Annotated in this window: 11 protein-coding genes and 1 tRNA gene; 3 read left to right on the top strand and 9 right to left on the bottom strand. The window is 35.6% G+C overall.

Going from position 1 to position 13653, the window contains the following annotated elements:
• Positions 1–2: 2 nt before the first annotated feature.
• From ftsZ to UH7x_RS03155, 3 genes are all read left to right on the top strand, one after another.
• Complete coding sequence (ftsZ, locus tag UH7x_RS03165) at positions 3–1940, top strand: cell division protein FtsZ (protein ID WP_482362268.1); 1938 nt, start codon at positions 3–5, stop codon at positions 1938–1940.
• Positions 1941–2029: 89 nt separating this feature from the next.
• Entirely contained in the window at positions 2030–2476 is a 447-nt protein-coding gene (locus UH7x_RS03160) for a GatB/YqeY domain-containing protein (RefSeq protein ID WP_482362267.1), read from the top strand.
• Positions 2477–2493: 17 nt separating this feature from the next.
• A tRNA-Arg gene (locus tag UH7x_RS03155) sits at positions 2494–2567 on the top strand.
• Positions 2568–2948: 381 nt separating this feature from the next.
• Here UH7x_RS03155 and UH7x_RS03150 read toward each other — a convergent pair.
• The 9 genes from UH7x_RS03150 to rpsO all read right to left on the bottom strand — a co-directional run bounded on the left by UH7x_RS03150 (position 2949) and on the right by rpsO (position 13513).
• On the bottom strand, positions 2949–4334 hold the full coding sequence (locus UH7x_RS03150; protein WP_482362266.1) for a BNR-4 repeat-containing protein: 1386 nt from the start codon (positions 4332–4334) through the stop codon (positions 2949–2951).
• The gene (locus UH7x_RS03145) at positions 4331–5293 is read right to left on the bottom strand and encodes a YpdA family putative bacillithiol disulfide reductase (RefSeq protein WP_482362265.1); all 963 of its coding nucleotides are present in this window, start codon (positions 5291–5293) and stop codon (positions 4331–4333) included. The genes UH7x_RS03150 and UH7x_RS03145 overlap by 4 nt, the downstream gene beginning before the upstream one ends.
• Entirely contained in the window at positions 5293–5952 is a 660-nt protein-coding gene (gene rpe, locus UH7x_RS03140) for a ribulose-phosphate 3-epimerase (protein WP_482362264.1), read from the bottom strand. The genes UH7x_RS03145 and rpe overlap by 1 nt, the downstream gene beginning before the upstream one ends.
• Positions 5953–6092: 140 nt before the next feature.
• Positions 6093–8747, bottom strand: coding sequence for a c-type cytochrome (locus UH7x_RS03135; protein ID WP_482362263.1), 2655 nt, complete (start codon positions 8745–8747; stop codon positions 6093–6095).
• Between the two features lie 148 nt (positions 8748–8895).
• Positions 8896–9348 carry a tRNA (cytidine(34)-2'-O)-methyltransferase gene (locus UH7x_RS03130; RefSeq protein ID WP_482362262.1) on the bottom strand — a complete coding sequence of 151 codons (453 nt, stop codon included), beginning with the start codon at positions 9346–9348 and terminating at the stop codon, positions 8896–8898.
• On the bottom strand, positions 9348–9587 hold the full coding sequence (locus tag UH7x_RS03125; RefSeq protein WP_482362261.1) for a VF530 family protein: 240 nt from the start codon (positions 9585–9587) through the stop codon (positions 9348–9350). Before UH7x_RS03125 ends, UH7x_RS03130 begins: the two co-directional genes overlap by 1 nt.
• 178 nt (positions 9588–9765) lie before the next feature.
• Complete coding sequence (locus UH7x_RS03120) at positions 9766–10629, bottom strand: sigma-70 family RNA polymerase sigma factor (RefSeq protein WP_027067982.1); 864 nt, start codon at positions 10627–10629, stop codon at positions 9766–9768.
• 166 nt (positions 10630–10795) lie between these two features.
• Positions 10796–13012: a polyribonucleotide nucleotidyltransferase gene (locus UH7x_RS03115; RefSeq protein ID WP_482362260.1), complete on the bottom strand. Its 2217-nt coding sequence runs from the start codon at positions 13010–13012 to the stop codon at positions 10796–10798.
• A 231-nt stretch (positions 13013–13243) separates the two neighbouring features.
• Positions 13244–13513: a 30S ribosomal protein S15 gene (gene rpsO, locus UH7x_RS03110; RefSeq protein ID WP_482362259.1), complete on the bottom strand. Its 270-nt coding sequence runs from the start codon at positions 13511–13513 to the stop codon at positions 13244–13246.
• Positions 13514–13653 lie beyond the last annotated feature (140 nt).

Here is a 13653-nt window from a genome sequence, read left to right as displayed (position 1 = left end):
CTATGAGCAATAACACCGAGTTTGAAAATATTTCATTTGATCTCCCGAAAAACCAGAGTAATGTAATTAAGGTGATTGGAGTCGGTGGTGGCGGAAGTAATGCCATCAACCACATGTTCCAATCAGGAATTAACGGAGTCGATTTTATAATTTGTAATACAGACTCTCAGGCATTGAACAATAGTTCGGTACCTAATAAAATACAGTTGGGAGTTTCATTAACAGAAGGATTGGGAGCTGGTGCTAATCCTGAAGTAGGTGAACAGGCTGCGCTTGAAAGTATGGAGGAAATCAAGCAAATGTTATCTACAACAACTAAAATGATTTTCATTACTGCAGGAATGGGCGGTGGCACAGGTACTGGTGCTGCTCCTGTAATCGCAAGACAAGCCAAAGATTTAGATGTTCTTACTGTTGGTATTGTTACTATGCCTTTTGAATTCGAAGGTAAGATGCGTTGTGAGCAAGCTCAGATTGGAATTGAAAAATTACGAGCAAATGTTGATTCATTAATTGTTATCAATAACAATAAGCTTCGTGAAGTATATGGCAACTTGGGCTTTAAAGCTGGTTTCTCAAAAGCTGATGAAGTACTATCTACAGCAGCAAGAGGGATTGCGGAAGTAATTACACACCATTATACTCAGAATATTGACCTTAGAGATGCTAAAACAGTTTTATCTAATAGTGGTACAGCTATTATGGGTTCTGCTACAGCTTCTGGTTCAACTAGAGCTAATGAGGCAATTATGAAGGCATTAGATTCTCCACTTTTAAATGATAATAAAATTTCAGGGGCGAAAAATGTACTGTTATTAATTGTTTCTGGGTCTCAAGAAATTACCATTGATGAAATAGGAGAAATTAATGATCATATACAAGTTCAAGCTGGTCATGGTGCAAATATCATTATGGGTGTTGGTGAGGACCAAGATATAGGAGAAGCTATTGCGGTAACTGTAATTGCTACAGGTTTTGATATTGATCAACAGAATGAAATTGTAAATACTGAAGCTAAAAAAATAATTCACACACTAGAAGAAGAGCAACGTGCTGAAAGAGATTTAACTGCACAAAATGTTGTTCATCGTATTGAAGAGGAAGTAGAAGTTGTTCCAGATCCTGTAATTAAGCATACATTAGTAGATGACTCTGAAACTGAAATAGGTATGGATTTAATACCGACTTCAAACTATATCAGAAACTTTAATGTTTTTTATGATGAAGTAATTGAAGAAGTAGCTAAAGGAGAAGTGTCTGAAGATGATTTTGTTATAATTGATTCGACAGAAGCTGCTAGGAATATTGAAGTAGTAGACCCACAAGAACTTTCGGCTGATGAAGAAGATCAGTTTTCAATAGGATTCGATTTGCCTTTGGTTACAGAAAATGAAAAACAAGAGGAAGAGAAGGAACGAATGATAAGTTTTGACTTGGATGAAGAAGTTAATAATTTGGATGTGAAAGATCACGTTGAAGTTATACCTGTTCTAGAATATAATAAGCAAGGTGAGACTCGCTATAGTCTAGATGATTATATGGAGTTGGAAAATAAATTAACTGGTGCTAAATCTAAAGCAGAAGAGTTTGAGCCAAAAATAGTTGAAGATGAGTTAGTGTTCGAAAAGAAAGTTTTACAGCCTAATGAACAAGTTAAAACTGAAGTAGAAATTGACCCTATGGATAGCCCATTAGAAGAGCTTTTAAAGGAAAGGGCAGATGAGCGAAGAAGAAAATTAAAGGATTTTAATTATAAGTTTCAGAACAATGTAAATAGCATTGAAGAAATTGAGAAGGAACCTGCTTACAAAAGACAAGGTGTTAATCTAACTGAAAGAAATGCTGAAAATAAAATTTCGAGAACTTCTTTAGGTGAAGATAGTAACGGAGAGATTCAACTTCGTACTAATAATTCTTTCTTAGAAGATAATGTAGATTAAATTTTAAACATACTTTATTTACAACCCGAAAGCCAACCTTGCTTTCGGGTTTATTTTTTATCTTCGCTTTCTTTTAAAAATTAATAGTTATGGGTTTACAACAAGATGTAATGGAGCAAATGAAGGCAGCTATGAGAGCTAAGGATAGCGTTGCCCTTGAATCATTACGTGCAATTAAATCAGCTTTACTATTAGCAAGTACCGAAAGTGGAGCAGAAGCATTATCAGAAGATGATGAAGTTAAATTGATTCAGAAATTAGTAAAACAGCGAAAAGATAGTGCAGCTATATTTACTGAACAAGGTCGTGCTGATCTTGCTGAGCCTGAATTGGCTCAAGTTGCCGTAATTGAACAATTTTTGCCAGAGCAGCTAACAGAAGAAGAAGTTGAAAAGGTTGTGGTAAAGACTATTGAATCTACTGGCGCTTCAGGTATGAAGGATATGGGTAAGGTAATGGGAATGGTTTCAAAAGAGTTAGCGGGTAAAACAGATGGAAAAACTATTTCTACCATTGTAAAGAATAAATTATCTTAGCCGTCTAATAAAATAAAGGCCGCGTGGCGCAACTGAATAGCGCATCAGATTTCGGCTCTGAGGGTTGGGGGTTTGAATCCCTTCGCGGTCACGAATAAATCAAAAACCACTCGACAAATCAAGCTTGCTTGAATTTGTAAGAGTGGTTTTTTGATTTTCAAAGCGGAGCTTTTAGGGAAGGGCGCAGCCAATCCCGAATAATGACAAATCAAGCTTGCTTGAATTTGTAAGAGTGGTTTTTTGATTTCAAAGCGGAGCTTTTAGGGAAGGGCGCAGCCAATCCCGAATAATGATAAATCAAGCTCGCTTGAATTTGTAAGAGTGGTTTTTTGATTTTCAAAGCGGGGCTTTTAGGGAAAGGCGCAGCCAATCCTAAGTATAGACAAATCAAGCTTGCTTGAAATTGTAAGAGTGGTTTTTCGATTTTCAAAGCGGAGCTTTTAGGGGTAATTTACCTCAAGAATATTTGATGTTACTTTACCTTAGTAGGTTTCTCAAAGTCTGCCTTCATATCATAAGGCAGTTTCCAAATATCACCTTTGAAATTCCCGAAATATAATTCCGATTTGCTAAAAGTATGAGAATCTCCATCGGACCAGAAAAAGTTGAACGGAGCTTTATTGTTAACTGGTCTTCTAACATAGGAATGACTTTTTGGGCTATTAGTCGTTAGTGATTTTTGTTTTACCCAAGTTTCTCCTTTATTGTTCGATTGCCATATAGCAACTTCGCCACCAACGCCCCAAGGTTGTGGCCCCTTTTCAGTAGGACCTACAATGTTCCATTTATTTTTTTGAATATAAAGACTACCCATATCGTAATTGTGATCCGATGTTGTTACGATAGACGTTTCCCAGTTGTTACCATTCCATTTGGTTATACACCATTCATATGGTGCACTTGTTGGACCTGGCTCATGTCCATTACTTCTAACATACAAACAAGCTGGGTTTCCATTATTGTCAAATCCCATGTCTTTTACATATACATTTTTATTTAAAGTGGCATAGTTCACCACTCTAGCTTCACTTTCTTGCGTTTTAATAGGTAGATTAAGTTCTATGTCATCAACATTAGTCCAAGTGCCGCCAAAGTCTTTAGATTGCACGTAATAGAGGTCTGTTCTCTTATCAACATTTCCATTTGGGTGTCTATTGAAAAAAGTGCCGACAACCTTGTTGTTATAGGTATTACTCGTTTGATAATGCCCAGATTTTTCACCTTCGTTTACGGGAATTGCTGCTAACATTTTATCTTGTGTCCAATTTATACCATCTATACTGGTTTCATAATATAATTGTCGAACGCCAGTGTATTTTGTGAAGAAGTGAAAAAAACCTTTTTCAATTTTCCAAGGTTGCGGGTAGGTCATTTCTTCTTCTGTTATCTGAGTAAATGCCTGTATCGAATAGGGTTTTATGCTTTTGTATTTAAAACCAGGTCTTTTTTTGCCGCGCCCGCTTACAAAAACCCATATAAAACCTTTTTCATCAATTAATAAAGATGGATTGTCATGTGGGTCATTTACTCCCTGTTTATCATAAACCACTATAGGTTTAGAAACCATTCCTGTTTTATGGTCAAACTCGCCTATCATACATAATAAGTATTTCTCTTTATCTGATGTAGTGCCTCCGTAAACAAAATATGTTTTGTCAACTGTTTTTGAATAGATAGCTAAAGGAACATGTTTCGCTGTATATGTACTAAGTGCTCCTGAATATTTATCTCCAAATTCATATTTTTGGTTCAGTTCAAACCAAATTCCTTTGTATCCATTAATTTTTGATCCAGAAAGGCCCTGACTATTAATAGTACTAAAAGAAAGACAAAAAAATGCTACGAAAAGAGTTTTCAATTTTTAATGATGTGTTTCATTATTTGCTTCGCATGAATTCTTGAATTTTCGATAAACCATTTATGAGTCTCCATGCCTCCACAAACTACTCCAGCTAAATATAATCCTTTAATATTGGTCTCCATTGTTTCAGGATTGTAATTCGGAAGTCGCTTTTCATCCTCAGAAAGCTTAATTCCCATATTTAGTAGAAAATCAAAATTTGGAGTGTATCCTGTTAAGGCAAGAACAAAATCGTTCTCCAATTTAATTTTACCTTTCGGTGTATTTATAATTACATCGGTTTCTGTAATTTTATCGACTGTGGCATTATAAAATGCGGTAATACTACCTTCCTCTATTCTATTAATTATATCTGGACGTACCCAGTACTTTACACGCTGACCTATTTCAGGTCCTCGTATAATTAAAGAAACTTCAGCGCCTTTTCGCCAACATTCTAACGCTGCGTCAATTGCAGAATTACTGGCTCCTAAAATGGCTACCTTCTGCCCAGCAAAATAGTGCGGGTCGTTATAATAGTGAGATACTTTGGATAAATCTTCACCGGGAACATTTATCTTATTTGGTAAATCGTAAAAACCAGTGGCGATTATCACATTTCTTGATACATAGCTATTCTTACTGGTTTTAATTTTAAAAGCAGTACCATTTTTAACTACTGTTTCAACTTTTTCAAAAAGATTAATTTTAAGATCATTTGTCGTAACAATTCTTCGATAGTATTCAAGAGCCTCATTTTTTTTTGGCTTTGCTTCCGTACTAATAAATGGAATATTATCTAATTCTAGCCGTTCAGAAGTGGAGAAGAATTGCATGTTTTTGGGATAATTGTAAAGTGAGTTTACAATTGGACCTTTTTCTAATATAACATATTTTAGGCCTTTTTTCTTTGCCTCCAACGCACAGGCAATCCCTATAGGGCCACCGCCAACGATTATAACATCGTACTGCTCCATTATGCTGTAATTTCTTTTAATTCACTAATTGTTTTCGTTGGATTTTCACTTTTAAATACAAAACTGCCCGCAACTAAAACATCCGCACCTGCATCTACAAGTGCTTTAGCGTTTTTAGATGTAACTCCGCCATCAATTTCAATTAAAGTTTTTGCACCTTTTCTGTCGATTAGGGCTTTTAAATCTCGGACCTTATTGTACGTGTTTTCTATAAAAGATTGGCCACCAAACCCGGGGTTCACACTCATTAAGCAAACTAAATCTATATCATTTATTATATCTTCTAATAGACTTACATTAGTATGAGGATTCATAGCTACACCGGCTTTCATGCCTGCATTTTTAATAGCTTGAAGAGTTCTGTGTAAATGTGTACATGCTTCATAATGTACCGTTAAATTAGTGGCGCCCAAATTTGCAAATGTTTCAATATATCGGTCTGGATCGATAATCATTAAGTGAACATCTAATGGTTTTGTAGCATGCTCATTAATTGTCTTAATAACCGGCATTCCATAAGAAATATTTGGTACGAAAACTCCATCCATTATATCTAAATGATGCCAATCGGCAGCACTATTATTTACCATTTCAACATCACGCTGTAGATTGCCAAAATCAGCAGCAAGTAATGACGGGGCTATTTTTGTATTACTCATTTTTGTACTCTTATTTTTATATAATACGGTCTATTTAAAAACTAAATGTTTTAAACTTCTTTCTTGAATGATGAAAATCGCCTGATTTCCCTTTGAGGTAAAATAAGGCGATTTTATTTACTATTTTAAATTATAAGGGTTTATTTTTTACCAGTGTAAATCTTATGATTTTTATCACCACCAGATAATAAATAGGCATAAAGATCTGTAAGCTCTTGCTCATTTAGCCTGTTTAATAAACCTGGAGGCATTGGTGAAACTGGTGATAATTCTTGTTTTTCAACATTAGTCTTGGCTAATTTTAACGTATATGATGGGTTGTAAGCATTCGGCATAATACTTAAAGAATCGCCTTCTTCGGAAATTAAACGACCAATCACTTTTTTACCATCTTTGGTATGAAAGATTGTATTTGAATATTGATCTGAAATTTCCTCACTTGGACTTACTAATGCAAAGGTTAAATCATAACTACCAAACTTCGTATGCATTTGCGTTAAATCTGGTCCGGTAGCTCCACCTTCTCCTTTCATTCTGTGGCAAGTGATACATAAAGCAGCTTTGTATGCGCGTTCTCCATCGGCAATAGCTCCTTTGTAAGGTTTGCTATTTGCATCGAATGCGGCTCTTGCTTGAGGCATAGTATAAGCTTTTCCTGGGCCAATAGGATCTGGAATATCAGCCATGTCATCTGCTGGTGAATAAATTCCAGAAATTTCTTCGAAATATTCTTTATCCTTTTTAGGCACCTTGGCCATGGCCTCTTGCCTAACATTTTCAATGTAGGCTTTAAAACTCATTCCTCCTTTGGAACTCATAACATCAAAAAACCATTTAAAATATTTTTCACGTAATTCTTTTGTCCAGCCTTCTTTCGCATGACTTAAAAGCATACCATAGTAAATAGATTCACTTGGTGGCATTTTTGCTATTACATCTCTAATTAATGGCCCATATTGCTCACTTCGCATAGATGCCTCTTCAGAAAGCATTTCAACACCTTCGGTAATGGTTTTTTCTTTAGCATGCTTCTCAAGAAGATTTACCAAACCTTCTGTTGCTCCATCTGCTTTCAAATACAATAATACTTGTGCCAATTCTCTATTAACGGTATTATTTGCATTTGGGAAATAGGTGTTTAATTTTTTCCCAGTTGCAATTCTTGTTGCGTTGTTTGGTTCTCCCATTCTAATAAATAGAAGCTCGTATGCTCGCAATACATTAATCTGATTTGTTTCTGTTAGCGTTTCTAGATTTAATTGGTTTAATTTTTCTAAAATTCTAGATTGTAAACTTTTATTTCCTTGATGTGCTAAGGCAATGCTTGCCTCCACAATTTTGGTCGGCTCTTTTTCTTCAAAGAAGCGTTGTTGCCAATCTGCTATAGGTTGATGTTCAAGCGCAACTCTAGATGCGTAACGTATAAATCTGTCGTCACTATCTAAGTTATCCCAAGCAAGTGAAATACCTTCTGAAGATTGTTCGGAGTGAAATTTTTCGATACTACGTCTTAATTGTCGCGCTTCTTTACCTACAGTATTTTCAGCTAATGCAGCTTTTTCAGTATCATCACCTGTGTATTTAAGTCTGTAAAAATGCGAATCTATTCTTCTTCCACCAGTTGCAAAGTATAAATTACCATCTGCCCCGGCGATCATATCAGTTAAGGGTAGGGGAGTTCCAGATAAAAATTCTTCTCGTTCTCCTTTATAAGTACTTCCTACTGGTTCGATATCAATAAAATAAATGGTGCCAAAACTCCAGTCCATAATTAAAATTCCATCATCGTATTTAGAAGGAAAATTTAAGCGGTCTCCAGCTAATACGGCTGTTGGTGAGCCTTGTTCTAAATTATGTACAGCAGGTAATGCATCTGGGTAGTATGCAGGCCATTTTCCTGAACCTGTTCTCCACCCAAATTCGCTACCACTAGTTACATGACAAATTCGTGTAGGTCTATACCAAGGCATGCCTATATCCCATTCCATATCTGCATCGTAAGCAAATAACTCGCCATCTTTATTGAAAGCCATATCAAATGGATTTCTATAGCCAGCTGAAATTAATTCCCAATCTGTACCTTCTGGATTAAATTTAGCAATCCAACCACCTGGTGCTTTTATATCATTTGCATGACCACGGGCATCAAGATAAGGAGTAAAAAGATTGTCTTCACCCCAGTTCGATGGTAGTCTAGTTTTTTCTTTAACGGCATCGGGAATTATTACATGATTTCCGGCAATAAAATATAATTCTTTACCATCAGGAGAAGTCAAAAAGCTATGAGGGCCATGTTCACCAGCGCCATCTAACTTCATTAGTGTATTAATTTTATCTAATTCACCGTCGTTATCAGAATCAGTAATTCTATAAATACCACTTCCATATTCTTCATCATCAGGCACATCATCTTGCCACCTTTTATTTACAGCCACATACAAGCTGTTAAATGCCCAATGCAAACCATGTGCTTCACCAATGGGTAAATTTATCGGTTTAACATCAGTTGCTTTTAACGTTGCACCGTCGGCAGGTGCATTAAATTGGTAAATTTTCCCATACTGATCACAAGCAAACATTTTGTTATCAGGGCCTTGTGCTAAAGCTACCCACGAGCCTTGCTCATGATCGCTAGGACTGTACAATTCTTCAAGTTCGAAACCTGAGGGAAGATTAATTGTAATACTATCAAGAACTACGGTATTTAGCTCTGCTGTTTCATCGGTTTTTTTGTCTTCTTGTTTACAAGAAAAAACAATAATTAGTAATAAAAATAGGAGTTTGGTCGTCTTCATTTTATATAAAATTTTGAGAATTGAAGGTACCAAAAATAATTTGACCTAAAGGTCAGAAAATTAGGTAATGATTGGAGTTTGATAAATTTATAACCAATTTTAAAATGAATGTTGATTATTCAATTCGAAGAATAGAATATTTTACTTATCATTTTAATTGCCGTAGCCCTTCATAAATAGCTATGCCCACTGAATTTGCTAAATTTAAACTTCGAATATGTTCACTGTATAATGGGATTTTATACAACTTAGCGGAATTGATATTTAGTAATTTTTCGGAGAGGCCAACAGATTCTTTTCCGAAAACCAAATACATGTCATCTTCAAAAGGTATAGTCCAGTGATTTTTTGAACCATGACTAGAAAAGTACACCATAGTTTTGTCTTTATTAACCGCGTAGAATTCTTCGATATTTTCATAAATGTGTAGCGAAATGTGTTTCCAGTAATCTAATCCTGCACGTTTTAAACGAGCATCATTTATTTCAAAACCGAATGGTTTTACTAAATGCAATGTTGAACCTGTTGCTAATGCTAAGCGACCAATATTACCTGTGTTGTTAGGGATTTCTGGTGCAATTAGTACAATATTAAATCCCATTACTTAACTATTGATTTTAAATATAAATGCTCTACTTTTTCTCTGGCCCAAGGGGTTTTACGTAAAAATTTTAATGATGATTTTATTGATGGATTACTTTTAAAACAATTAATGTCTATTTGACCAGCAAGATCTTCCCAATCATACTTTTTGGTAAGGAACTCTAATATTTCAACCAATTTCACACCATGAAGCGGATTGTTTTGTTGTTCCTGCTTTTTATTGACTTTTTTATCCATCAAAAAGATACTTTAGAATAAGTGTTATTTATTATAAATGAAAAAACTCCGGTAATCAGCCGGAGTTTATTCATCAATCAAAAAACGAACAGTCATGATAAACTGTTGTTACGTTGTACAAAATACAATTAATATGCCAAAAATACAATCAAAGCATTTTTAACATTTTATATTTTGTCTATCCAAGATAAGTTTTCAAGATTTTACTTCTTGAGGTATGCTTTAATCTACGAATTGCTTTTTCTTTAATTTGACGAACTCTTTCTCTTGTAAGATCAAAAGTTTCACCAATTTCTTCTAAAGTCATAGAATGTTGACCTGCCAAACCAAAGTACAAACGTATTACGTCTGCCTCACGTGGAGTCAATGTTTCTAATGCGCGCTCAATTTCAGTACGCAACGATTCGTGTAACAATTCTCTGTCTGGGTTTGGAGACTCTCCACTACGAAGTACGTCGTAAAGGTTAGAATCTTCACCGTCGATTAATGGAGCGTCCATTGATACGTGACGACCAGAATTTTTCAAAGATTGTTTTACATCTTCAACAGTCATGTCCAATTCTTTCGCTATTTCTTCTGGAGAAGGCATACGTTCATGCGCTTGCTCTAGGAAGGCAAAAGTCTTGTTGATTTTGTTAATAGATCCAATTTTGTTTAATGGTAAACGAACAATACGAGATTGTTCTGCTAACGCCTGTAAGATAGATTGACGAATCCACCATACTGCGTATGAAATAAATTTGAAACCACGAGTTTCATCAAAACGTTGTGCCGCTTTTATCAATCCTAAGTTTCCTTCATTGATTAAGTCAGGCAGAGTAAGGCCCTGGTTTTGGTACTGCTTGGCAACTGATACAACGAATCGAAGATTGGCTTTTGTTAGTTTTTCAAGAGCGATCTGGTCGCCTGCCTTGATACGTTGTGCCAATTCTACTTCTTCATCTGCTGTAATCAAGTCAACTTTGCCGATTTCTTGCAAGTACTTGTCCAAAGATGCGGTCTCCCTATTGGTGACCTGTTTTGTAATTTTAAGCTGTCTCATGTAAGTAAATTAAGTTCAATTTGCATAGACTGCATATACTTATACGTAGAAACATGAGAAATGTTACAAAATGAGTAAAAAAACTTTAAATAATAGTTAAACGGTATAAAAAACCCCATCTGCTATGAACAGATGGGGTTTTTACAAATAAAAGTAAAGGGATTTATTAATCTCTTCTTGGCTTACGATCTCTGTTGTCTCTTCCACGACGATCATCTCTACGATCATTGTTTTTACGTGGTGGTCTTTCAACAAAACCTTCTGGTTTTGGTAAAAGTGCTTTACGAGAAACTTTCTCTTTACGAGTTCTTGGGTCAGTACCTAAATACTTCACTTCGAATTCATCACCCATATTAACAACATCAGAAACATTTTCTGTACGTTCCCAAGCCAATTCTGATACGTGTAATAATGTCTCGTTACCTGGAGCATCAAGATATTCTACAACAGCACCAAAATCTAACATTTTAATTACCTTAACCTTATACGATTCATTCAATTTTGGTTTGAACATTAAAGAATCAATCTTGGTTAAAACAGCATCAATACCAGTTTGATCGGTTCCTAATATTTCAACAATACCTTCTTCTGTTACAGGGTCTTCATTAATAACAATAGTTGTACCTGTTTCTTTTTGAAGTTCTTGAATAACTTTTCCACCTGGGCCGATTAGTGCACCTATGAATTCGTTAGGTATAATACGCGTTACCATTTTCGGAGAGTGTGGTTTCACATCTGAAGCTGGCGCCGCAATTGTATCTGTCAATTTAGTAAGAATGTGTAAACGACCTTCTTTTGCTTGATTTAGTGCATTCACTAAAATCTCATACGAAAGACCTTTTACTTTAATATCCATTTGGCAAGCTGTAATACCGTCGGCAGTACCTGTTACTTTAAAATCCATATCACCCAAGTGATCTTCATCGCCTAAGATATCAGAAAGCACTGCATATTTTCCAGAATCAGCATCAGAGATTAACCCCATTGCAATACCAGAAACTGGTTTTTTCAATTGAACTCCAGCGTCCATCATAGCCATTGTACCTGCACATACAGTTGCCATAGAAGAAGAACCATTTGATTCTAATACTTCGGAAACCACACGTACCGTGTAAGGACAATCATTTGGTACCATTCCTTTTAATGCACGTTGCGCAAGGTTACCGTGACCAACTTCTCTTCTAGAAGTTCCACGAATTGGCCGAGCTTCACCTGTTGAAAAAGGAGGGAAGTTATAATGTAAATAGAAATTTTCTTCGCCTTCGTAAGATGGCATGTCTATTTTATTTGAATCTCTAGATGTACCTAAAGTTACGGTTGCTAATGCTTGGGTTTCACCACGTGTGAAAATTGCTGAACCATGTGTAGATGGTAAATAATCTATTTCACACCAGATTGGGCGTATTTCATTAGTCTTTCGGCCATCTAAACGTAAACCTTCATTTAAGGTTAGGTCACGAACAGCGGCTTTTTCAGCTTTGCTGTAGTACTTTGAAACCAAACCACCCAAATCAGCTAATTCTTCTTCTGAGAAAGTTGCTTTAATTTCTTCTTTAATTTCACTAAATGCAGCACTTCTTTCATGCTTAGCTGAACCAGCTTTAGCAACAGCATATACTTTGTCATAAGCCAAGTCATATACTTTTTTAGCTAAATCTTCATCAGCTCTTTCTGGTTCGTATTCACGAACTTCCTTCTTACCGAAAGCTTCAGCTAATTTAATTTGAGCTGCACATTGTACTTTTATAGCTTCGTGTGCAAACTTGATAGCTTCTGTCATTTCTTCTTCGGAAATTTCATCCATCTCACCTTCAACCATCATTACTGAATCTGCAGAGGCACCAATCATCATATCGATGTCAGATTCTGCTAACTGAGCTCTAGTTGGGTTGATTACAAATTCACCATTAACACGACCTACTCTTGCCTCAGAAATAGCACATTCAAATGGGAAATCTGAAAGTTGGATGGCAGCAGAAGCAGCTAAACCTGCCATTGCATCTGGCATAACATCATCGTCATGAGACATTAATTGAATCATCACCTGAGTTTCAGAGTGATAATCTTTTGGGAAAAGTGGACGCAATACGCGGTCAACTAAACGCATGGTTAATACTTCGCCATCACTAGGTCTTGCTTCTCTTTTGAAGAAACCACCTGGATAACGACCAGCAGCTGCAAATTTTTCACGGTAATCTACCGTAAGTGGTAAAAAGTCTACATCACTTTGTCTGTAATTTGAAACTACAGTACATAATAACATACATTTACCAGATTGAACAACAACAGAGCCATGTGCCTGTTTTGCCAATTTTCCTGTTTCGATAGAAATTTCTCTACCGTCACCGAGGTCAATGACCTCTTTAAATACTTTTGGAATCATAAAATTGATTTGTATCTGCCAATAGACAGACTGTTAAACAATGGTCATCCGGATGTTGAGGCCGGAAGGTTGTGTTGTTGTATGTGCCTTTGGCACTGACCAATGAAAAACTGTGAGTAGCTTTTAATTTGCCTTAAATAAATAAGGGCTTTTTACTAAAATATTCATATGCTAAAAATGAATTCAGCATAATTTAAAAAAGGGGAAAGCTAACTTTCCCCTTTTTAAAAATTATTTTCTAATACCTAATTCTACAATAAGCTCACGATATTTAACAATATCTTTCTTTATCATATAATCTAAAAGACTTCTTCTTTTACCTACTAGCTTCACTAATGAACGTTCTGTGTTGTAGTCTTTGTGATTCTTTTTTAAATGTCCAGTTAAATGATTTATTCTGTGTGTGAATAAAGCAATTTGACCTTCAGTAGAACCTGTGTTCTCTGCTTTTCCGCCGTGTTTCTTAAAAATCTCGGCTTTTACTTCTTTTGTTAAGTACATGCAAATATTGTTGTAAATGATTATTATGTATCTGACTGATTTTCAATCAGCGTGCAAATATAGTACTATTATGCGTTTTTTTAAATGGAAAGGCACTTTTTTTACATACCAATAGATATATGGCTAAAGTGCCTCCTGTT

This window comes from Aurantibacter sp. UH7 (assembly GCF_056839165.1).
This window is presented reverse-complemented; position numbering and strand designations above follow the sequence as displayed.